General features: G+C 61.1%; 16 protein-coding genes and 1 pseudogene. 2 read left to right on the top strand and 15 right to left on the bottom strand.

Features of this window, described 5'->3' with window-relative positions; all coding sequences use genetic code 11:
- Window positions 1–30 precede the first annotated feature (30 nt).
- Window positions 31–471 (bottom strand): DUF2214 family protein, encoded by a 441-nt coding sequence (locus tag ACRAUW_RS07405; RefSeq protein ID WP_431361765.1) that lies wholly within the window; start codon window positions 469–471, stop codon window positions 31–33.
- Between the two features lie 83 nt (window positions 472–554).
- On the opposite strand from ACRAUW_RS07405, the gene ACRAUW_RS07400 reads away from it, so the two are divergent.
- On the top strand, window positions 555–2,186 hold the full coding sequence (locus tag ACRAUW_RS07400) for a sensor domain-containing diguanylate cyclase (RefSeq protein ID WP_431361764.1): 1,632 nt from the start codon (window positions 555–557) through the stop codon (window positions 2,184–2,186).
- Between the two features lie 204 nt (window positions 2,187–2,390).
- Here the strand turns inward: ACRAUW_RS07400 and ACRAUW_RS07395 are convergent, their stop codons facing one another.
- The 6 genes from ACRAUW_RS07395 to ACRAUW_RS07370 are packed head-to-tail and all read right to left on the bottom strand — an operon-like array spanning window position 2,391 to window position 7,671.
- A complete protein-coding gene (locus tag ACRAUW_RS07395; RefSeq protein ID WP_431361763.1) occupies window positions 2,391–3,044 on the bottom strand; it encodes an HAD family hydrolase in 654 nt (217 codons plus the stop codon).
- Between the two features lie 39 nt (window positions 3,045–3,083).
- Window positions 3,084–4,091 carry an ABC transporter ATP-binding protein gene (locus tag ACRAUW_RS07390; protein WP_431361762.1) on the bottom strand — a complete coding sequence of 336 codons (1,008 nt, stop codon included), beginning with the start codon at window positions 4,089–4,091 and terminating at the stop codon, window positions 3,084–3,086.
- Between the two features lie 6 nt (window positions 4,092–4,097).
- Window positions 4,098–4,874, bottom strand: a complete 777-nt coding sequence (locus ACRAUW_RS07385) for an ABC transporter permease (RefSeq protein WP_042648076.1) — start codon at window positions 4,872–4,874, stop codon at window positions 4,098–4,100.
- A complete protein-coding gene (locus ACRAUW_RS07380; protein ID WP_431361761.1) occupies window positions 4,867–5,766 on the bottom strand; it encodes an ABC transporter permease in 900 nt (299 codons plus the stop codon). Before ACRAUW_RS07380 ends, ACRAUW_RS07385 begins: the two co-directional genes overlap by 8 nt.
- Window positions 5,766–6,599, bottom strand: coding sequence for an alkaline phosphatase family protein (locus tag ACRAUW_RS07375; protein WP_431361760.1), 834 nt, complete (start codon window positions 6,597–6,599; stop codon window positions 5,766–5,768). The genes ACRAUW_RS07380 and ACRAUW_RS07375 overlap by 1 nt, the downstream gene beginning before the upstream one ends.
- A gap of 10 nt (window positions 6,600–6,609) precedes the next feature.
- Complete coding sequence (locus ACRAUW_RS07370; protein ID WP_431361759.1) at window positions 6,610–7,671, bottom strand: ABC transporter substrate-binding protein; 1,062 nt, start codon at window positions 7,669–7,671, stop codon at window positions 6,610–6,612.
- 246 nt (window positions 7,672–7,917) lie between these two features.
- Here ACRAUW_RS07370 and ACRAUW_RS07365 point away from each other — a divergent pair.
- Window positions 7,918–8,087: pseudogene (locus ACRAUW_RS07365) on the top strand (MFS transporter); the annotation flags it as partial.
- A gap of 44 nt (window positions 8,088–8,131) precedes the next feature.
- Here ACRAUW_RS07365 and ACRAUW_RS07360 read toward each other — a convergent pair.
- The 8 genes from ACRAUW_RS07360 to ACRAUW_RS07325 all read right to left on the bottom strand — a co-directional run bounded on the left by ACRAUW_RS07360 (window position 8,132) and on the right by ACRAUW_RS07325 (window position 22,334).
- Window positions 8,132–8,896 carry a helix-turn-helix domain-containing protein gene (locus ACRAUW_RS07360; protein ID WP_431361758.1) on the bottom strand — a complete coding sequence of 255 codons (765 nt, stop codon included), beginning with the start codon at window positions 8,894–8,896 and terminating at the stop codon, window positions 8,132–8,134.
- Window positions 8,897–9,507: 611 nt separating this feature from the next.
- On the bottom strand, window positions 9,508–10,506 hold the full coding sequence (locus ACRAUW_RS07355) for a sensor domain-containing diguanylate cyclase (RefSeq protein ID WP_431361757.1): 999 nt from the start codon (window positions 10,504–10,506) through the stop codon (window positions 9,508–9,510).
- A 646-nt stretch (window positions 10,507–11,152) separates the two neighbouring features.
- A complete protein-coding gene (locus tag ACRAUW_RS07350; protein WP_279491535.1) occupies window positions 11,153–11,809 on the bottom strand; it encodes a hypothetical protein in 657 nt (218 codons plus the stop codon).
- Between the two features lie 43 nt (window positions 11,810–11,852).
- Window positions 11,853–13,922, bottom strand: a complete 2,070-nt coding sequence (gene recD / locus ACRAUW_RS07345; protein WP_431361756.1) for an exodeoxyribonuclease V subunit alpha — start codon at window positions 13,920–13,922, stop codon at window positions 11,853–11,855.
- Window positions 13,919–17,518 (bottom strand): exodeoxyribonuclease V subunit beta, encoded by a 3,600-nt coding sequence (gene recB, locus ACRAUW_RS07340; RefSeq protein WP_431361755.1) that lies wholly within the window; start codon window positions 17,516–17,518, stop codon window positions 13,919–13,921. The genes recD and recB overlap by 4 nt, the downstream gene beginning before the upstream one ends.
- Window positions 17,518–20,958 (bottom strand): exodeoxyribonuclease V subunit gamma, encoded by a 3,441-nt coding sequence (gene recC / locus ACRAUW_RS07335; protein ID WP_431361754.1) that lies wholly within the window; start codon window positions 20,956–20,958, stop codon window positions 17,518–17,520. Before recC ends, recB begins: the two co-directional genes overlap by 1 nt.
- A gap of 257 nt (window positions 20,959–21,215) precedes the next feature.
- Complete coding sequence (locus ACRAUW_RS07330) at window positions 21,216–21,608, bottom strand: DoxX family protein (protein ID WP_431361753.1); 393 nt, start codon at window positions 21,606–21,608, stop codon at window positions 21,216–21,218.
- 39 nt (window positions 21,609–21,647) lie between these two features.
- Window positions 21,648–22,334 (bottom strand): pirin family protein, encoded by a 687-nt coding sequence (locus tag ACRAUW_RS07325; protein ID WP_227272849.1) that lies wholly within the window; start codon window positions 22,332–22,334, stop codon window positions 21,648–21,650.
- Between the last annotated feature and the right edge of the window lie 363 nt (window positions 22,335–22,697).

Genomic DNA, 22,697 nt, shown 5'->3' with positions numbered 1-22,697 from the left:
CAAGATACCCGTCTCTCTCCCTTCTTGTCTTTAGTGCGATAGCTCTTTTGTCAGCACGGCCAGCAGAGCGACCAGCACCAGATTGCCCCGCAGGATCCAGAGCACACGCAGGTGCTGCTGAATGGAGATCATCGGCGCCTTGCCCAGACGCAGGGCGCGACGCCAGCGATAGAAGAGACGACTGGGGTAATCGAGGGTACCGACAATCAGCAGAAACAGCCCCATTTTGAGGCCTTGGGCTGGATGGTCAAAGATCTCTACCACCGAGTTGACATGCTTGAGAGCCAGCAGACCCCCGGTGGCAAAGATGGAGAAGAGCGCCAGCGCCGCCACTCCATTGGCCAGTAGCAAATGGCGCACCCGCAGCATAGTCAGATTGCGACGAAAGATCAGATATTTGACAAAAAGGGCTAGGAGCAGCACCGCTATACTGACGGAATGGGCCATTGAGAGCAGAGCTTGGTTCAGCATCGGAAAAATCTCATGATCTGCCTTTAGACGAGCAGTGGCACATAATATATGCTGGTGTCATCCGAGACAAAAAGGATCTGTTCATGTCCCCCGCCAAGCCCAAGAACAGTTGGTCTTTGATCACCCGCATACGGCTGGGCCTCCTCTTGCTCTTTATCCCCGTACTGCTGCTCGGCAGCATCTATTACCTGCATATGGAGCGCACTCTGCGCCACGAGCAGCAACAGAACCTGATTGCTCGCAATACCCAGTATTTCCATACCCTGATCGAACCCTATCTGGAGACGCTCCAACGCCAGTTTACGCTCATTTATCAGCAGGTAAATTATCGGGATTTCAGCGGCCCGGAGATCCGCAACGGCGAGCACTATCTGCAACAGTGGCAGGCCTATCACAAGGTGATGGATCTCGATTACGTCTACGTGGGCACCGAGCATCGCAAGATGCTGATCCACCCGGCGTGGCAGGCTGACGAGAAGTTTGATCCCCGGGTTCGCCCCTGGTACCAGCTGGCCGCCAGTCACCCCGGTCAGATCGTGTTTACCGACCCTTATTACGACTACACCCTGGGCACCCTCACCATGGCGCTGGCCCGGGTGATTGAAGATCCTGATGGCAAGCGGGTCGGGGTGCTCTCCATGGACACCCAGCTAACCCCCCTCTCCAGCTGGCTCAATCATGCCCACCAGCTAGATGAACATGGCGAGCACGGCTACCAACTGCTGATCACCCATGACGGCATCCAGCTAGCCCACCCCGACCCCAAACAGCTGTTCAAACCGCTCCCCCATCCCGAATGGCTGGACAAGATGAAGGAGGAGCAGGGTTTCTTTCTGGACCAGCAGAGCGGCAGCATGGTGGCCTATCACCAGATCCCACAGCAACGCTGGCTCCTGCTCAGCGTGATCCCGACAGTCAGCCTCAATCAGGTGATAGACAACGTCTCCCTTAACGTGCTCGCCATGATCGCGTTAGCTTCCATCCTCTACTTGATGCTGGCGCTGCGCTGGTCACGCTATTTCACCCGCATGCTGAAAGAGATCAGCAGCCTGATCCAGGCCAGCGTCAAAGGCGATCTCCACTCACCAGAAAGCCAGATGAGTGAACTATCCACCATCTATGCCGACATTGAAGTCGCCAGTAAAGCGGTGGCCAATGTGCGCCAACAAGCCAACCAGGACAAACTCACCGGCCTCTACAACCGCCGTTTCTTCGATGAGTGCCTGCAAAAACAGCTCAACAGCAGAGCGCCCCTTGGTGTGGTGATGTTCGATCTGGATGATTTCAAACGGATCAACGATACCCATGGCCATCAGACGGGGGATGTGGTGCTCAGGCGGGTAAGCAAGCTGGGTATGAATCTGTTTCATGAATGGGGCTGGTTCTGCCGCTACGGCGGCGAAGAGCTGGTACTGATTTTCCGGCTGGAAACGCAAATGAGCGAGATGGCCTCCCTGCTGGAAGTGTTTCGGGTCGCAGTCGAAAAGCTGGAGTGGCGTGAGCCTGGTCTCACCGTCACCATCAGCGGCGGTGTGGCATTCAGTCACTCAGGGCTCTCGGCCAAGACGCTGGTGGAGCTGGCCGACAGTGGGGTTTATCAGGCCAAGCGGGAGGGGAAAAACCGCATCTGCTTCCCCCAGAGTTGGGTCAGCGATTTGATGGAAGAGGATCTTCCTCCACACGTTGATCAGACGCGACAGCAGGCTCATCAGTAGAGAGTGATCGCCACAGAGACACGGAAATGATGAGAGAGGCAGTTGCCTCTCTTCGGACTATTGCCTCCCCTGACTTCAGAAAAACAGGGCTTTTTCATCAAATAAAATCAATACGTTACGATGACGATTTTGGCCTTATCAGCAATCTGCTCTCTTTTTCTTCATCTCTGTGTTGCCGCTTTTCAGCATGCCTGAATACGCGACTCAGCGCTCCCACTCCCACACCGGCCAGCCCAGCGCCTCGGCCTGCTGACGCAGCGATGGGGCCGGATTGACCGCATGGGGATGGGTGACCGCCCGCAGCATGGGCAGATCGTTGTGGGAGTCGCTGTAGCCAAAGCTCCCCTGCCAGAGATGGTCACTGCCGGCAAACAGCTGGTTGATGCGGGCCACCTTGCCCTCGCGAAAGCTGAGGGTGCCGCGGGTCTGGCCGGTCAGCATCCCCTCCTCCTCATCGAGCAGGATGGCGACGCAGTGATCCATCCCCAGCATCTTCGCCATGGGCGCCACCAGATGCTCGCTGGAAGCGGAGATAAGCACCAGATCGTCGCCCCGCTCCCGATGCCATTCGATACGCGCCAACCCCTCCGGGTAGAGGCGCTCGCGCAGCACCTGCTCGGCAAAGCGGGTAGAGAGCGAGTCGAGCCACTGGCGCGTCTTGCCCGCCAGCGGTTGCAGGGTGAAGGCCATGTACTGGTGCATGTCCATCTTGCCCTGATGGTAGAGGGACATCATGGCCTGCTCCTCCGCGATCATGCTGGCGGGGGCCAGCTCCTCGGCCACCATGTACTCCAGCCAGAGGCTGGCGGAATCCCCCGCAATCAGGGTCTCGTCCAGATCAAACAGTGCCAGTGCCATGAGGGCTCCTTGCGGTAACAACGAAAATGAAACGAGGCGTCATGCTACCTCACAGAGTTGATCCCGGGCCACCGCCAGGGTCACGGCACTGCCGGTGGCCAGCAGATCGCCAGCCGAGCGGTTGAGGCAATCCACCGTCAACAGCCCCGCCTCGCACTCCACCTGATAGCGGATCACGTTGCCGAGCAGCTGTTGCTGGCGAATGATGCCGGGCAGGCTGGGCTCGCTGCTTGCCGCCCCTGCGGGCAGCAGGGTGATGGACTCCGGCCGCAGCGCCAGCTTGCCCTGAAAACGGGGGCCGAACAGCGACTTGCCCTGCTCTGCGCCAAGCAGGTTGTAGTTGCCGATAAAGCTCGCCACAAACTCGCTGGCGGGGCGAGTGTAGATCTCCTCCGGCGTGCCGCTCTGGACGATGGATCCCTTGTTCATCAGGAAGATCCGATCCGACATGGTGAGCGCCTCCTCCTGATCGTGGGTCACGAAGATGGTGGTGAGTTCAAGGCGCTGCTGGATTTCGCGGATCTGCTGGCGCAGGCTGCGGCGGATGCGGGCATCGAGCGCCGAGAGCGGCTCGTCCAGCAGCAGGATCCGCGGCTGAACCACCAACGCCCGGGCCAGCGCCACCCGCTGGCGCTGGCCACCGGAGAGCTCGGCCGGATAGCGGCGCTCGAAGCCGATCAGCTCCACCAGCGCCAGCGCCTCCTGCACGCTGGCGGCGAGATCCCGTCCCGGCTTGGGTTTTATCTTGAGGCCGAAGGCAACGTTGTCCCACACCGTCATGTTGGGGAACAACGCATAACTCTGGAACACCATGCCGATGCCGCGCTTCTGGGGCGCCTGCCAGGTGATCTCCTCACCGGCTACCCGCACCTGACCGCCATCCACCGGGGTGAGCCCGGCCAGCGCCCGCAGCAGGGTCGATTTGCCGCAGCCGGAGGGGCCGAGCAGGGTCACCAGCTCCCCCTTGCGGATGCCGAATTCGATCCCCTCGAACACCGGCGTATCGCCGTAGGATTTGTGCAGTTGATTTACTTCTAAATGAAACATCTTGGATCACCGATGAAATCTGTTGGCCGCCCAGGTGAGCAGCAGGGTCAGCAGGAAGTAGCTCATCACCAGCGCACTGGTGAAGTGGCCCGAGGTGGCGCGCATGTTGTAGAGGTAGACCTGCAGGGTCTCGTAGCGGGTGCCCACCAGCATGTTGGCAAACACGAACTCGCCAAGCAGGAAGGAGAGGGAGAGAAACAGCGCCGCCAGCAGCCCCTTGCGCAGACAGGGGATCACCACCAGCAGAAAGGCGCGCCGACTACTCGCCCCCAGCAGGTGGGCAGCATCCATCAGATCTTTCAGCGGCACCCCTTGCAGGCTGTTGGCCAGCGCCCGGTACATAAAGGGGAGCACCACGGTGAACCAGGTGCCGATCAGGATCCACGGCGTGCCGATAATGGGCAGGACACCATCGGCGTAGATCTGCAGCAGCCCCACTGACGAGACCACAGGTGGCACCGCGAAGGGGAGCAGGATCAACAGGTTCATCCAGGGATCCAGCTTGGGGAAGTAGTAGGCCACCACCAGCACGGTCGGCACCAGCACCAGGGTGCCCAGCAGCAGAGTGGCGAAGCAGACCAGGAGGCTGCGGCCAAACGCCGCCAGAAAGCGCGGGTCGCCCCACAGCTTGAGATACCAGTCGAGGGTGAAGCCATCCGGCAGCAGGGTCGCCCCCCAGCGGGTGGAGATGGAGTAGAGAAACGTGGCCAACAGCGGCAGCAGCAGGGTGGCAACCAGCCCCCCCAATACCCACTTGGGCCAGCGCGGCGTCAAATCATGCATGGGATTGCCCCTTGTTCACATAGCTCTTTTTCAGCAGCCACTGGTTGGCGGCCGTCACTACCCCCAGCAGCACCATCAGGATCACCGCCAGCGCCGCCGCCATATTGGGTTCGAGGAAGATGTCGCCGGAGACCAGACTGGCCACCCGGATGGTCACCAGATTGAAGTTGCCGGTGGTGAGGGCGTAGGCGGAGGCATAGGCCCCCACCGCGTTGGCAAACAGGATGATCAGGGTGCCGAGCAGCGCAGGCGTCAGCACCGGCAGCGCCACGTGCCACACATACAGCCTCTTGCTCGCCCCCAGCAGCGCGGCAGCCTGCGGCCACTCATCCTGCAGCGCATCGAACGCCGGGTAGAGCAGCAGCAGGGCGAGCGGGATCTGGAAGTAGGTGTAGATGAGGATGAGACCCGACCCCGAGTAGAGGTTGAAGCCGTCGATCAATCCCCAGGATTTCAGCAGCAGGGTCACTGCACCGTTGATGCCGAGGATAATGATGAACGCGAACGCCAGCGGCACCCCGCTGAAGTTGCCGGTCATGGTGACGAAAGCCAGCAGCAGCCGCTTGACCCGCTCGCCGCTGTGGCGCAGCGCGGCTGCCCCCAGAGTGCCGATGGCAAGCCCCACCAGACTGGCGATACCGGCGATGCGCAATGAGTTGCCGAACGATTGCAGGTAGAAGGGGGAGCTCAAAATCTCCCGGTAGTAGTCAAGGCCCCAGCCATCCGGGGTCTGGAAACTCCCCACCAGCACCCACACCATGGGAGCGAGCTGGAACAGGATCATCAGCAGGATAAACGGCAGCAGCACTAGCGCGGGCAACCCATGACGGCGCCTCTTGCGCCGGGTGACGACAGGTTGATCCAGCAGGATCTCGGTGGTTGCAGGCATCATCAGTGCACCTCGCGCAAAAAGGCTGCCTTGAGCAGCGGGGGAGCCACCGGCTTGTCGTGGGGGATACCCAGCAGATCGGCCATCAGGGCGCAGAGCTGGGTCTGGGCGATCACTACCCCATCCGGCCAGCGCTCGATAAAGGCATCGCCAAACAGCCAGAGCGGCACGGAGCGCTCTTCGTGCAGAGTGCCGCCGTGGCTCAGGTCATTGTTCATGCCGTGATCCGAGGTGATCACCACCTGATACCCCTCCGCCAGCCACTGGGGCAGCAGGTCGGCCAGCAGGCTGTCCATCCGGCGCGCCTGATTGCGGTACTGGCGGGAATCGAGGCCAAACTTGTGGCCCGCATCGTCCACCCCCATCGGGTGGATCAGCAGAAAATCGGGATCGTACTGGCTGCGCAGCCACTCGCCATCCATCAGCAGATGGCTGTCGGGATAGTTGTCATCCCAGTAGAAGCAGCCGTGCTGGATCGGCAGCAGCTCATCGTGGGTAAAGCGATCGCGGGCCGCCAGCCAGGGGCTCTTGTTGTAAAGCTCGCTCACCCAATGGTAGGCCGCCGCTGCGGTGCGTTTACCCGCGGCGCGGGCCAGATGGAAGATGGAGTCATGCAGACTGAGGCGACTCACCCCGTTGTGGGTGATACCGCTCGCCACCGGCGGAACGCCGGTCAGGATGCACTCGTAGAGAGGCCGGGAGAGGGATGGCAGGGCGCAGCTGAGGGGCGTATAGAGGCCACGCTCCGCCTCCACCATGCCTGCGAGGTAGCCCATCCCATGGGCTACCCCTGCAGAGAGGCCATCCACAAGTACCACTATCACCTTGTGTTGCACTGGCCGCTCCTTACTGCATGTAGATCATGACGTTCTCTTGCCACTGACGCGGCAGGGCCTTGGAGCTCTGCTCCCAGGCGGCGTGATCCTGCACCGGCTTGGCCTTGGCATACTGCTCGGCCGGCAGCAGCTTGGCCTTCACGTCATCCGGCAGCGCAACGTTGCTGCGGATCGGGCGGGCATAGCCGCGGGCCAGGTTGATCTGACCGGCATCGGAGAGGATGTATTCCCGCGCCAGCTTGGCGGCGTTGGGGTTCTTGGCCCACTTGTTGATGATGGTGGTGTAACCGGCGATGACGGAGCCGTCGCTCGGGATCACCACTTCAAACTTCTTGGGGTCGATCTGGTCGCGGTAGTTGAGGGCGTTGAAGTCCCACAGCACCCCCACTTCCACCTCACCCTTCTCGATGTTGGCGATGGTGGGATCGTTCAGGGAGAGGCGGCCCTGCTTGGCCAGCTGACCGAACAGCTCCAGCGCGGGCTTGAGGTTCTTCTCGCTGCCGCCGGTGGCATAGGCCGCCGCCAGCACGCCGTTGTTGGCCTGGGAGGCTACGCCCACATCACCCAGGGTCACCTTGTAGTCGCCACCCAGCAGGGATTGCCAGCTGGTGGGGGCGGCCTTGACCAGATCCTTGTTGATCAGGAAGGCAATGGTGCCGGTATAGGCCAGCATCCAGTGACCGTCCGCATCCTTGGCCCAGTTGGGAATGTCGGCCCAGGTGGAGGGTTTGTAGGGCTGGGTAACACCCTGCTTGACCGCCACCGGACCGAAGGCGCCGCCCACGTCACCGATATCGGCGGTGGCATTGGCCTTCTCGGCGGCGAACTTGGCGATCTCCTGCGCCGAGCTCATGTCGGTATCCTGATGCTTGATGCCGTAGATGCTGCCCAGCTGCTGCCAGGTATCCTTCCAGTTGGCCCAGCTGTCGGGCATGCCGATGCTGTGGAGCTGGCCTTCGCCACGGGCGGCCTTTTCGAGATCCGCGATATTTTCGGCTGCATAGCTATTTGTGGCAAACAACGGTTGGCTGATGGCCACCAGAGCCAGTGCACTTGCGATCACGCTTTTCATCATCCCATCCCTCTGGACTCGGTCAGTTAAGGTTCGAGGGGGATGCTAGAGGCGATATGTGACGATGGCGGGGCACTTTGATGGCAGTTTGATGACAATCACCCTGTCATGGCGCTGTCATCCGCAGCGGTTACAACTCTGAACCCAAGTGAAGCTGGACTACTCCAGTCACCCGCCGTCTGAATAAGCAACAGGGACAAGAGTGTGACCGAGCCGAGATTGAGCGAGCGGGCAGTGGCCGATGGCCGCGCCTTCAATCTGGTGGAGGGGAGCGCGGTGCTGCGACTGGTTCGGGTCAACTACGACGAGCGGGAGCTCTGGTGGATAGCGATATCGAACACTGGCTGCCGGATGCGATCCGCATCTGCCTCGATACCCGGGTACTGCAACTGGTCGCAGGAAGTTCAACTCACTGAATAACCAGACACCAATATGGCGGATCCTGCGGGATCTGCCGGGATCAGTTGTCGATATTGGGGATCATGTCGTCAAAGCTCTGGTAGCCGCAGTCGGCCAGTTGCAGCGACATGGTGTAAGTCTTGGCGTGCTCCTGCTGACCGATGGCGGGGCGGTTGAGCTTGATCTCCTGATGCCAGTACTCCTTCATCCGGTCGATCAGCGCCATCGCCTCCCCCTCGTTGAGGTGCAGCTGACAGAGCGCCATATAGTTGTTCGACTTGTGCATGTTCTCCACCAGATACTCCCCCAGCACCGACATCGCCTGCCGCGCCTGCTGGCGGGCGAAACGGCTGTGCTGCTCGAAGCTGATCCGCTCGCTGATCAGGAAGTGGTAACTGTTGCCGATGCTGAGTTGCAGGATGCCGAGTTTCTCCAGCTTGCGCAGATAGAGGTAGCAGGAAGCATCGGTCAGGCCGTACTCCCGCTTGAGATCGATCAACGTCTTGTCGCGCCAGAAGATGTTGGCGAGAAAGGCGTAGAGTCCCGGTTCCTTGTGAAACGCCTCATCCTGCTCCTGAGTGAAGACCGCGCGGCGGCTCTGGGCATCTTGAGTGCGCTCCAGCAACTCCTCGAACGACAGTCCCACCAGATGACAGATCTCCAGCAGGGTATCGAATGGCAGTGAGGACTTGTTCATCATCCGTTTCACGGTCGCGATGGAGACGCCCATCGCCTCCGCCAGGGTCTGATAGCGGATCCCCTTGTCGGCCAGGGTCTTCTTCAGGGTGTCGAGAATATTGTTGGCCAGGGTCTGGCTGTAGCTCACGGGGCTCATCCTTGTGGTTGCATCGTGACTGCATGGTTATGCCGCAGTGGGGTCGCCTCTACTTTTACTATCAAGGCTCAGATATTGACACCAAAATAATGGAGGCAGCTTGAAAATGGCTAAAATGGCGCTGAGGCCTGACCAGTGCCAATCTGCGGTCGCAAAATCTGATACCCGCCAGTGCATATCTTTCAACCCGCAAACATTTTGCTAGTGCTGCATAGGACATCACGCATAATCAACATGTATCGAATTCAAGACCCGTCCTGGTTGAGAAATCGATTGTTTGCTTCCAAATTTTATCTTTTAAACCGTAAGGTTTTTTCTCTTTCCTGGCATTGGGCGGCGTTTGCAAAAACCCGCTCTTTTCTTTTGCTTGCATCCGGCAACAAAAGCAACTCCCCATCATTGTACTCAGCCCATATCGCCAGGCATACCCGAGCGTGCTCACAACTCGTCAGCGAATGGCAGGCGCTTGCAGCCTTGTTTCAGCAACCAGAATGAGATTGAAGGAAAAGTGGGGTATCCCGGCATGTTGTCATGCCAGTGCAAAAGGGCTGCAGGTTTCAAACCTGCGGCCCTTTTTACTGCACTTCTTTCCGTACCCCGCGTTAACAGATCTGGTCTTTACCCAGATGCTTGGCCTGATAGAGCGCCCGATCGGCGCGCACCATCAGGCTCTCCTTCTGCTCATCCTGCTGGTACTCCGCCAACCCGAAGCTCATGGTAGCGGGAGCGTGCGGGCAGATGGGCTCGCTCGCCATCAATGCCTTAAACTTGCTCGCCACCACCAGCGCATCCTCGCGGCCGGTGTTGGGCAGCAACACCATAAACTCGTCACCGCCCCAACGGGCCAGCAGATCGATCTCGCGGATATGACGGCGCACCAGCGCCACTATGTTGATCAGGGTCTGATCCCCGGCGTTGTGGCCATAGCTGTCGTTGATCTGCTTGAAGTTGTCCACATCCATGGCGATCACCGTGAAGGGCTGATGGAAGCGGCGCGCCCGCTCGCACTCCAGCTGCAACGCCCGCTCCAGCCGATAACGGCTGGCGGCGCCGGTCAGGGCATCGGTCTCTGCCAGCAGACGGTTCTCCTCGGCTTTCTGTTGCAGCGCCTCGTTGAGTCGCACCAGCTCGGCGGTGCGCTCGGCAACCTGCTGCTCCAGCGACTGATTGCGCCGCTCCAGCTGCTCCAGCAACAACTTGCTGGCGTGGATATCGCGATGGGCGCCGATCATCCGCGCCACAGAGCCGTCGGGATTGCGCTCAATGATGCGGCCGTAATCCTCAATCCAGAGGTAACTGCCATCCCGGCAGCGGCAACGATACTCGGCGCGATACTCGTGGGCGCTGCCGCTCAGGCAGAGATCGAACTTCGCCATTACCGCCGCCAGATCGTCGGGGTGGATCACGTTCTCCCAGGTGAAGACGGTATTGCCGAGGGAGTGAGGCTCGTAACCCAGCATCCGGTACCAGCCGGGGTTGCGATAGACAAAACCGGTATTGGCATGCCAATCCCAGATGCCATCGCTGGTCACCTCCAGAATGCCATGCACCACGGCCTCGCTGACATCCGAGATCCTGATCGTGTCACTGTCCTGCACCATAGCAGTTATCCTTGTTCTTCCGCCCCGCGCCACTGTTTCCCCGATTATCGGCTACTCACGGCGCAGACTGCATCAGAGTAGCAATAAGTGTGACTCAGAGGCGGCCCATTTATAGGATGTAACTCACAATTATATCATTTGGGAGATGGGGTTATCGTGCGGTGCAAGAGGGGTGACCAAGTACCATATTGTGTCACCCAGCGCCCTCCCTGAGGGAGAGGGGATAAAGCGGTACCGGAAATATGATCGTCAGCCGTGTAGGTTCGATTAGCGAAGCGTAATCGGACAGCGGTAACGGCATTGCTCCCAGGGCGTCCGCATGAGTGTTTGAAATTTGAGCAAAACGTAGCAAGCACGTGTCGTTGTAAAATTCAGCGAACTGGATCTTGCCATGATTGAACATTAAATAAACTTTTGACTGCGCACTAGTTGTTCACATGCATTCATCTGGCGTTCATGATCTTGCCCTGGCATTGCTCCCTTCTCCCATTTATTTAAAAAGGAGGAAAAGGGCTGGGGATGAGGGGCAGGAAAAAAGAGATGACGCGGTAAACGTTGGGCTTCGCTACGCTCAGCCACAACCTACACAATCCGTAGGTTGTGTGCTGAGCCTACGAAGCCAAACATAAAGTCCCATAGAAACAATTTACATTGAACAATTATAATCCTTAGGCATTTCTACAGAAAAATCATATTCCTCTGGCTTGTCAAAGCTCAACCTGTCAATTGACTGTTGAATCAAAAAGTTATACATGGATTGATCTGAGCATCCTTCTTTAAAAGATGAGGAGAATGTAAACATGACATTTTGTTTATTTTTCATGTCAAACCATGACGTGATAAAATAATAACCAGTAATTATATCTGTTTTTGTTGATGAGCCAACTACACCAAGAGTTTTTTGTCGGTTCTCAGTACAATTCAATGTTGCACCAAACCCAGTGCAGTTTACGGTGGAAAATCCACTATCTACCATGCCATAGTCTGGGCTATTATATTGATATGAACTTGTTTCCTTACTTACATCAACAAATAAGACCAAGTCAATCGGCTTATTTATTTTATCCACTTCATTATATGAAAATACATTATCAAAACCTTTGTTTTTTAGGGCGCTAGTCACTTTGTTTACATAAAACTTGGTTTCTAATAAATTTCCTTTTTCATATGCTGCAACTACCATAACTTTATCATGTGAAAAACCATAATCTGGATCAACTTGAGATTTATATTTTCCACCGATTTGGGTTGAACAGCCTGAAAGCAACATAACCACTACTAAAGCAACTATTTTGTTAAACATAGCATTCTCCTTTAAATAAAAATTCTGTTCTCGCTGATATATATCATATAAGTTCCCCCAACCTCTCCGCCAATCCGGAATAACGCTCGGTCTTTTTCCGTACCGCTTGTGCCAGCAGGGCGCGATCGCCGTAGAGATCGAGCCGGGCCTTGGCGCGGGTGATGCCGGTATAGACCAGCTCGCGGGTCAGCAGCGGGCTGGGGCTGTCGGGCAGCACCAGCACGGTATGGGCAAACTCCGAGCCCTGGGATTTATGGATGGTCATGGCGTAGACCGTCTCGTGGGGTGGCAAACGGCTGGGCAACAGCGCCCGCAGGGTGCCGTCCGGCTGCTCAAACCATACCTTGAGCCGCCCGCTTTCATCGGGCAGGCAGAGCCCCATATCGCCGTTATAGAGGCCGACCCCGTGGTCGTTGCGCACCACCATCACCGGGCGGCCGGCATACCAGTCGCCATCGCGGGCAATCAGGCCAGCCCGTGACAGGGCCAGTTCCAGCCGCTCGTTAAGCCCCAGCACCCCGAACGGGCCATCGCGCAAGGCGCAGAGGATCTGGAAGCTGTTGAATGCCTTGAATACGGCGGCGGGCGCCTCCCCCGCGCGGGCCGCCTTCAGATAGCTGCCGTAACCGGCCACCCCCTGGGCAATCAGGGCGTCGTAGGCCTCCCCGGCCCAGGGGTGCAGGCTGATATCGGCAAAGCCCATGCCCCAGACTGATTCCACCGCCGTGGCATCGCCGCTGTTGCAGGCGCGCGCCAGCTGGCCGATGCCCGAATGCTGATCAAAGCGCCAGCTCTTGGCCAGCAGACAGAGGCTATCGCGCACCGGTGCCCCCGCGGGCGTGCCCTGCAAGCGGTAGCCGGTCTGGCGGGAGAGCCAATCCGCCTGCGCCGGGCTGATGCCCTGTTCGATAAAGCTGCAGATATCGCCGAGCACGGCCCCCGCCTCCACCGAGGCGAGCTGATCCTTGTCGCCAAGCAGGATCAGGCGGGCGTGGCTCGGCAGCGCATCGAGCAGGCGCGCCATCATCGGCAGATCGACCATGGAGGCCTCATCCACCACCAGCAAGTCGAGGTGCAGCGGGTTGCCCGCGTGGTGGCGGAACTGGCTGCGCCCCGGAATGACCCCGAGCAGCCGGTGCAAGGTGCCCGCTTCGGTGGGGATCGCTTCGACCCACTCGGGGGGCAGATCGAGGGCCTGCAGGGCAGAGCCGATACTCTCGGTGAGGCGCGCCGCCGCCTTGCCGGTGGGGGCCACCAGCCGGATCGCCGGCGCCTTGCCTGCTTGCAGGCCGGTCTCCACCAGAATGGCGAGCAATTTGGCGACCGTGGTGGTCTTGCCGGTGCCGGGGCCGCCGGAGATCACCGCAAAGGGGCGCGCCGCCGCAGTGGCCGCCGCCAGCTTCTGGCCGTTGCAGCAGAGCGCCTCGGGCACCAGCGCATCCAGCTTGCTCAAGTCGCTCGCCGCCTGGGCGCTGGCCAGCAGCCCTTCGATGGCGGGCCAATCCACTTCATTGGGGAACACCAGATCGAGATACTTCTCGATAAAGTGGCGGGCCGAGAAGTCGGGGGCGAGGCGGGCCTTGAGCAGCGCCGCGAACACCAGCCCGTAGTCGCGGGCAAACAGCCGCGACAGGGCCGGGGCAATCTCCGGCCATTCGGCTCGTTCACTCAACGCGCGCAGATGGCGAGCCACCCCCTGCTCATGATCGTGGTAGCGGGTGAGGTAGAGCCGCCCGTGCCACAGCCGCAGCGGCCAGCGCGGGGCGAGCCCCTCATCCTGCTCGGTGCCGACCAAGGGACTCTCTGCAAACAGGGCGGGCCAGCGGGCAGGATCCGCCAGATCCCCCAGCAGATCCCGGCTCTGCTGGGGATCCAGCCCGAACGGGCGCAGGGATCCGGCAGATAGCATTTCCAGCGGCAGGCAGACATGGCCGCGCCCCAGCTCGAAGCAGGTGAGCGCAGCCCCCAGCACCAGCTCGGGGCTGCCGCCAAGGTCGGCCACCAGCCTGGCAAATTGCAGATCCAGCTGGCGGATGCGGCCAGCCAGCGCCAGTGTTTTGAGCCGTTCAACCATCATTGCGCTGGCTGCGGTGCTGATCATGGTGCCGCTCATGCTTCTACCTCGTTCAATACTTGAGATCCCGCCGCTGGCAGCTCACTGCCTTCGCGAAACAACTTATCCAGCCCCAGCACCAGTTCACGGCTCGGGCGGGTATGGAAAATGCCCCCCTGCGGCATACCGCGCAGGAACAGATAGAAGACCCCGCCAAAGTGCTGCTCGAAGTCGTAGCCCGGCAGGCGCAGGGTGAGCAGCCGGTGCAGCGCCAGCGAGTAGAGCTGGTATTGCAGGTCGTAGCGGTGCTCGGCCATCGCCCGCTCCAGCGCCGGACGGCTGTAATCGGCGGGGCTCATGCCGAGGTGGTTCGATTTGTAGTCGAGCAGATACCAGCGCCCCTGCCACTCGAACACCAGATCGATAAAGCCCTTGAGCATCCCCTGCACGGTGGCAAAGCTGAGCGGCTTGTTGCCCCGCGACAGCGGGTCGTGCTGCTGGCAGAGGGCGGTCAGCGCCGGTGCCGTCACCCGCCCCATGGGCAGGAAGAACTCCAGCTCCACCTGTTTGCGCTCGGGCGCCAGATCCCGCAGCCGCAGCGGCTCACCAAAGCCTGTTTCCAGCGGGGTATCCAGCACCGCCTCCACCTGCTGTTGCAGCACTTGGGCCCAGCTCTCGTCGAAGCCGTCTTGCAGCAACAAGCTGGCGATATGCTCTGCCAACGGCTCGCCTGCGGCGCTTTGAAAGTCGATGGTCTCGAACAGGCTGTGCAGCAAGGTGCCGGGGCGCGCCCCTTTCGGGAAGGTGAAGATGGAGGGTTGTAGCTCGTCCTCTTCGTGTACAACAGCCGCCTCGGCAACGACCTCCACATCGAAGCCGGGATTGGCCAGCACGCCTTTGCTGTGACCATGACCCTGCGCCGCCAGCCCGGAGTAGGAGCTGATCCACCAGTCCCGCTCAAGGGAACCGCTAAAGTGGCGCACCTGCGGCTCGCCCAGCTGCTCCTCCTCTGGCGGCAGCGGGGCCGGACGGGTGAGCGAGGGCTCACCGACGGCCACCCCGGACAACGCCTGTGCCAGCTCGGTCAGGGCGGTCGCCAGCGTCTGTGCATCCCCCTCTTCGCCCTTTTGCAGCAGGTAGCCGATGGCGGTGTGGTGCAGGTCTGTCTTCTCCGACTTGCCCGCCCCCGCCCGCACCGGCGCCAGCCCCAGCCAGGTGGCGTAGACGCCCCGGGTCAGCGCCACATAGAGCAGTCGCAGATCTTCGGCAAGGCGCTCCCTGTCCGCTTCGGCGAGCGACGAGTCGGCGCCGGTCAGATCGAGAATGGTGCGATTGCCCGCCTCGTCCGCCTCGTGATAGAGCGGGGTCTCGGCGGTTCTGTGGCTGCAGATAAAGGGCAGGAACACCAGCGGGTACTCCAGCCCCTTGGATTTGTGGATGGTGACGATCTGCACCAGCTTGCGCTCGGATTCGAGCCGCAGTACCTGCTCCGCATCCTGCCCGTTGGGGCGGCTCACCGCCTCCCCCAGCCAGCGCAGCAGGGCATACTCCCCGTCCAGCTCGCTGCTCACCTGTTGCAGCAGCTCGCCGAGATGGAGGAAGTTGGTCAGCCGCCGCTCGCCATAGGGGCTCGCCAAAAGCGAAGAGGCGAGATTGCGCCGGTGCAGCAGGGCCCGCAGCATCGCCAGCACGCCGCGGCGGTGCCAGATCTTGCGGTACTCCATAAACTCCTGCACCGCGCTCTCCCACGCCCGCTCGTCGCTGGCAAGCCCATCGAGCGCCTTGGCATCGAGATCAAACAGGCCGGTCGCCAGCGCCGCCCGCAGGCTGCGCTCCTCGCTCGGGTTCTGGCAGGCGTGCAAAATCAGCAGGATCTCCCGCGCCTCCGTCTGCTCCAGCACGCTCTCGCGGTTCGACAGATAGACGGAGGCGATGGCGAGGCGCGCCAGCTCCTGCTGCACCAGCTTGCCCTCGGCGCCGGTGCGCACCAGCACGGCGATATCTCCGGCCTTTACCGCCTTGTCACCAATCAGCGCCTTGCCCTCGCGGGCGAGGGTCAGCAGGCGGTGGATCTCGGCGGCGGTGGCGCGGGCCATCTTGCTCTGGTAATCCCCCCGATTGAAGGTGGGCTGGCCGCTCAGCTGCCAGCAGTGGAGCACAGGGGCGGTGGCGCCATCGAGCAGCAGCGCCTTGCTCTTGCCCTGCGCCTCCACCGGCAGGAAGGGGATATCCGCCTCGTAGATAAAGGGATCTTTGGCCCGCTCGAACAGGCCGTTGACCGCCCCCACCAGCGCACTGCTGGAGCGCCAGTTGCGCCCGAGGGTGTAGTGGGCGCTCACATTTCGCCGCGCCTGAATGTAGGTAAAGATGTCGGCGCCGCGAAAGCCGTAGATGGCCTGCTTGGGGTCACCGATCATCAACAGCGCCGTGTCTGTGTGGCCGCCGTAAAGCCGATGGAAGATGCGGTACTGCTGGGGGTCGGTATCCTGAAATTCATCGATCATCGCCACCCGGTAGGTGGCGCGAATGCGCTCGCAGAGCCGCTCGCCCAGGCTGGAGCCAAGCGCCCCGTCGAGGTCTTTGAGCAGGTCATCGAACGAGAGCTGATGGGACTGCCGCTTGCTCGCCTGCATCCGGCTGCGCACCACCTTGGCGGCCCGTTGCAGGATCAGATCCCGAATACCGGGGCGACTCGCCAGCAGTTCATCAATCTGGCTGAACAGTGGCAGGGTCGGCACAGCGCCCCCCTTCTTGAGGTTCTCCTCCAGCACCGTCTGGCCGAAGCGCTCCAGCTCCTTGGGAATGGCGTAGCCACTGCTCTCGTCCTGTGCCCAGTCGGCTATCTTGGCAAGCCACCCTTCGTAGTTCTTGCCGGTGTAGCGGCTGATCTGGCCGTCGGTCTGGCGGCGGATCTCGTCCGTCTGCGCCAGCCATTCGCTCTTCACCGCCGCGATGCGGCTCATGGCCGCCTGATGGCGGGCGGCGAGGGTCTCGTCCCCCAGCGCGGGGTGGATCTCCAGCTCGCTGTTGTCGAGCCAACTGCCCATCTCCCGCAGCAGGGCGGCGGGGCTCGGCCAGAGTGCGCGCACGGCGCTGGCGAGGGTTTTATCCACCGGATAGAACTCGGCGCGCCAGTAGTCGCTCACCGCCTGCAGCCGGAGCTGGCTGTCGTCAGTGAGAAATTCGGTTTCAAAGAGGGCGCCAGACTCGAAGGCGTTCTGTTTCAGCATCCGCTGGCAGAAGCCGTGGATGGTAAAGACCGCCGCCTCGTCCATCTGCCGCTCGGCGGCCAGCAGGCGGCGGGCCGCCAACTCGTGATCCACCACCTCTGCCAACAGTTGGGCCAGCAGGGTGTCACTGCTATGACCGCGCATAAAGGCAAGCCGCGCCTCGTGGATGCGGCCGCGGATCCGCCCGCGCAGCTCGGCGGTGGCCGCTTCGGTAAAGGTCACCACCAGGATCTCGGTCACCGACAGCGGCCGCTCGTGGGCGCTCGGCTGACCGGCATCGGCCCCCTCTTCAATGAGTGGGCCGTGGCCCAGCAGCAAGCGCAGGTAGAGACCGGCGATGGTGTAGGTCTTGCCGGTACCGGCAGAGGCTTCGATCAGTCGTTCACCATGGAGGGGAAAACGCAGGGTATTGAGTGGGTTAGCCATTATTTCAGCTCCTCCAGGGTCTTGAGCAGCGGGGTCAGGTGTTCGCGGGCCAGCGCCTGCAACTGCCCCAGCACCTCGTCATCGAGTTCGGGGAAGCAGCGGGCGACGTAAACGTCTTGCCCCTCCCCATTGATCATCCAGCCGCCGTTGAAACGGGTGAGGGCCGCCTTGTCGGCCGCCTCCGGCTTGTCGGGATCCTTCTCGATCGCCTTGAGCCAATCCCATGCGGTCTTGGGGAAGAACGGCAGCGGCCGCTTCATCCCCTGCGCCCAGCACGCCACCAGCGCCGCCAGCTTGGGGCGCGCCTCGTCGGCAGCGAGTACAGGCAGGCGCAGACTCTGTTTGGCATCGAACAGCAGGGTGTCGCCGGGGGCGCCGCTCAATGAGAGGCAGAGGTGCTGGATCCAGCCCAGCAGCAGATCCTTGCCGTTGAAGCTGCCGGGTTTGACCACCAGCAAGCGCCCCTTCTGAGTGTCGATCCACCCTTGCAGCTGGCCCTGAGTGAGGGAGATATCGATCTCCACCGCCTGTTTTTCTGACTCATTGGCCGCAACCCATGGCCGCAGCCGGTCCGCCAGCTTGCCCATTTCGGCGTCCAGATCGTCCAGCAGCAGGCTGCCGAACCACCCTTGCGGCAACAGGCCGGTGAGCTGCAACCGCTCGCGCCGCGTGCTCACGCTATCGCCCTGCTCCAGGCTATCCCCCTCTGCCAGATGGGCATCGAGCAACAGATCTTTCAGCTGGTAATGTTGCAGACCATCCAGCTCGAACGGCTCGCTGTCCTCGATGTTGGCTTCGTTCAGCTCAAACCACACCTTGAGGCGACGGTTGAGGAAATATTTGGTGGGCTGGCGATAGAAGCGCAGCAGCTCCGCCAGCTCCAGCCCCTGCTCCTTGCCCCATTCGGGAGGCAGCGGCAGCTCACCGCTCTGGAAGTTGGCAGCGCCGCGCTCTGGGTTAAGGGCGGGCAGCCAGTCGGCGGCATAGGTAAAGAGGCGTGAACCCGGCTCCGGGTAGAAGTAGTTGCGGCTGTAGGGGGTGAGCGGGTGCGCCACCATCAGGTGGTTGAGCAACCGCTTGCCGGAGGTTTCATCGTCGAGATCCTCATCCCCCGCCAGCACAAAGCCCTGCCGCACATAGTCGATCAGCTCCGCCAGCAGCACCGAGGGCACCTTGTCGCTGTTGTCCTGCGCGCTGAAGCCCTGATAGCTGATATAGAGCCCCTGCTGGGCACTGAGCAGCGCCTCGAGGAAGAGATAGCGGTCATCATCGCGGCGGGAGCGATCCCCCCGCCGCGACGCCACCGCCATCAGATCGAACCCCATGGGAGCCAGGGTGCGTGGGTAGACGCCGTCGTTCATGCCGAGCAGACAGACCTGCTTGAAGGGAATGGAGCGCATCGGCATCAGGGTGCAGAAGTTGACCTGACCGGCGAGGAAGCGCTGGCTGGAGCGGGACTCCCCCAGCACGCTGCCGAGGTAGTCCTGCAGCAGGTCGGCAGTGATGGGCTGCTCGAAGCGGGCTTCGCCGAGCCGGGTCTGCCACTCGGCCAGTTGGCTGCGGATCAGCTGGAGCTGGCGTTCTTCATCTTCGTCGGCCAGATAGAAGCGCTCCAGCAATGCCTGCAGGCAAGAGTTCCACTCGGCCAGCGGCTGTGCCTGTTGCAGGCGGGGCAGGAATTCGGCCAGCGAATCGACAAACCAGGCAAGCTTGCCGAGCGCCAGCCCCTGCTGACCCTCGATCTCTGCATAGGGCAATATGCTGGTCAAGGGCCCCTGCTGCCCCCCCATACTGTCGGCGTAGGGCAGAATGCCCGCCACCGGCTCGCCGTCGCCCATGGCAAAGCCGAGCAGCATGCGGCGCAGGCCGAACAGCCAGCTGTTGCCGGACATGGGAGGCAGATCGAAACGGACGGGGTAGCCGTCATCCAGCCCCCAGCGGATGCCGGTCTCCTGCACCCAGACCCGCAGCTGGTTGAACTCGTCGTCATCCAGCTCGAAGCGGCGCAGCACGGCGGGCACCTCGAGAATGGCGAGCAGCTCCCCCGCCCCGAAGCGGGCGTTGGGCAGCCTGAGCAGGGCGAGGAAGCTTTGCAGCAGCGGGCTCTCCTGACTCGCCGCCCGATCCGAGACCGCGAAGGGGATCTGACCCCGTGCCCCACTCTTTTCTTTACCAAACACGGCCTGAATATAGGGGCCGTAGCTGTTCACATCCGGCATCATCACCACCACATCTTTCGGGGTGAGGGTCGGATCCTGCTCGAACAGCGCCAGCAGCCGGTCGTGCAGCACTTCCAGCTCACGCATCGGGCCGTGGCAGGCGTGGATCTGCAAGGATCCATCCGCCGGATCGATGGGGCTCTTGTGATGGCTGCTGTCGAGATCGAACTGACCGGCGCCTCGCTCGGCCAGCTCCAGCACATCCTTCTGGATGGCGCGCAGCAGGCTGACATTGCCCTTGCCATCCAGCTCGTCGATATCGACGAAAGCCTCGATTTGCGGCACCTCCAGCTCCATCAGCTGGTGCAGGTAGTCGCGCCCCAGCTTGCCCATGGAGGCGAGCAGCGGGTTGGCGGGGCCCTGCAATGTCTCGATATCGGTGCCGGGTTTGAGCTTGTTTTCGAGGCGCGCCAGCGTCTTGCGATCCAGCAGATCCCCCCAGTAGTAGCGGCAGGGGTTGGTGACGAACAGGTGCACCTCCACCTCCGGCCGGCTGCCGAGGGCCAGCAGCGCCTCCACATAGCGCGGCGGCAGCGCCGAGATGCCGAACACAAAGACCCGCTGCGGCAGCTTGCCCGGCAGATCGGCGGTGCGCTCCAGCTCGTGGATAAACTCCTCGTAGAGGTTGGCGCGGTGGTAGCCACTCGGAGAGAACGCCAGGGTGCGGGCCACCAGCTCGCGCCACAGCTCCGGCTGCCAGTCCTGACCGCTCACCCCGGCCAGCTCCTGACTCAATCCTTCCCCCTCTTCCCAGCGGGCGATCCAGTCCGGCCGATAAACCAGATACTGGTCAAAGAGATCCGCTACCTTCTGGCAGAGCTGCCACAGCCGCACCTGCTCGGGATCCTGTGCCGGATCCTCGTCCTCTCCACCGCCCAGATAGGCGGCAAGCGGGGCAAAGGCGGGGCGATCCAGCAAGGCGGGCAGAATGGTCATCAGCTGCCAGCTCATGGATCCCTTGTTGTAGGGGCTCTGGCGCGGCACATCCGCCAGCACCCGGGTGAACATCTCCCAGATAAAGCTGGCGGGCAGCGGAAAGTCGATATTGGCGGCGATGCCGAAGGCCTTGGCCAGCTCCAGCTTGAGCCACTGGGCCATGCCCGGGCTCTGCACCAGGATCTGCTCCCGATCGAAGGGGTGAGAGAGAGGGGCCTGCCGGATATGGTTGACCAGCAGCTCCTTGAGCAGATCCAGCTGATTGGAGTGGTAGAGGGTAAACATGAGCAATTCCCGCCTGTGGATGAGAGGGGGCGAGGGAAAAGGCGAGCCATTTCCGTCACTTCACAAGAGAGGGAATTGTCGGGGATCGGGGGATAAGATGCAAAAGGCACTTGTGGCCAGCTGGTGGGCAAACCGCTGAACCATGAGGGGGGCCGCAGATTTGTGCAGCAGCCTCATCGACCCGGAAAACGCAGACAGAAAAAAGCCGGTGCAGGGCACCGGCCAAAAGGCATTGGAAAACTTGACTCTTCAGGGCATTACCAGTTTTTGCCGAGACGGGCATCCACACTGAAAGCCCCTGCTCCGGCCGCCGCCAGCGCCAGGAAACCACCAGCGACGGAGACGTTCTTCATAAACATCAGCATCTGCATCTGTTCGGCAGGCTGATAGTGGAAAATAAAGGCAGCCATCAGGGTGAAACTGGCCAGCAGCACCGACAGGCTGCGGGTAAAGAGACCCAGCACGACGGCAAGGCCACCACCCAGCTCAAGCAGGATTACCAGCGGCAACATAAAACCCGGTACGCCCATCGCTTCCATATAGCCCTGGGTTCCGGCATAGCCGCCGATCTTGCTCCAGCCCGCAATCACGAACATCAGCGCCAGCAGTACACGACCCGCCAGCAGCGCTACATCTTTCATCTTGTCCATTTCATATTCCTCGTTTGTGTCACATCACCGCTGACTGCTTCAGGGTAGGTCAAATAACAGGGCCTGAGTGGCACTGGTTGCGACCAACTCCCACCGGTATTCATCACGACTGAGTACCCCGTCGCCGGGTCGGGCAGCCAGACCGTTGGCGGTCAACTCCCCTGAAATCATCTGCAGGTAGCCGTGTCGGCCAGCCAGTGCCCATTCGAGCGTTTCGCCCGGGGCCAGCTCCAGCCGCCATACGCGGGCCTGTTGGCGGATCACGAAGGATCCCGCCTCGCCATCCGGTGACGCCACCAGCGTCATGCCCGGTCTGGACTCAATTTTCTTCTGCTGATATCCGGGTGGCGTGCCGACTTCATTCGGCTCGATCCAGATCTGCAACAGGGAGAGGGGTTCCGTCTGCGAGGGGTTGTACTCGCTGTGACGGATCCCGCTGCCTGCGCTCATCAGCTGGAAATCCCCTGCCGGGATCTGCTCGACATGGCCGAGGCTGTCCTTGTGCTCAATGGTGCCTTGCAGCACGCAGGTGAGGATCTCCATGTTGGCGTGAGGATGGGTGGCGAATCCGCCACCCGGCGCAACCAGATCCTGATTGATCACCCGCAGCACCGAGTGTCCCATCCACTCCGGGTCGTAGTAGTGCCCGAAGGAGAAGCTGTGGCGCGCGTCCAGCCAGCCGAAGTTGGCCTTGCCTCGCGCCTCTGCGGCTCTCAATTTCATCATGGTGTGCTCCTTATCTATTCAGGGGGCAAGTACCTGCGGGCTGCCCGCTTGGCCTGCCATGTGCAGGCTTACGGCAAAATGTTATTCAAATTTTGTGTTGTTTTGTTACCAACATCAGATGTTGCAATTTGGTGTGTCACAGTGCGTAGCCTTCCACATAACTTGCTGTCATCGGCACGCCTGCCAAGCGTTGTTTGAATATTAAAGGGGCTTGCCTTAACTTGTTAGCGAGATAATCTGGCAAACATATTCAAAAAAATTGAAGGTGAGGAGTGGCCAAGGAATCGAACAAGGAGCGGGCGCTGACTCTGGAGGCAATCCGGGTGCTGGACGCCATCGACCGCCGCGGCAGCTTTGCGGCGG

Source organism: Aeromonas sp., assembly GCF_050633025.1.
In the GTDB taxonomy this organism is placed as follows: domain Bacteria; phylum Pseudomonadota; class Gammaproteobacteria; order Enterobacterales; family Aeromonadaceae; genus Aeromonas.
The sequence above is the reverse complement of the archived record's forward strand: the minus strand, read 5'-3'. Positions and strand labels throughout refer to the sequence as shown.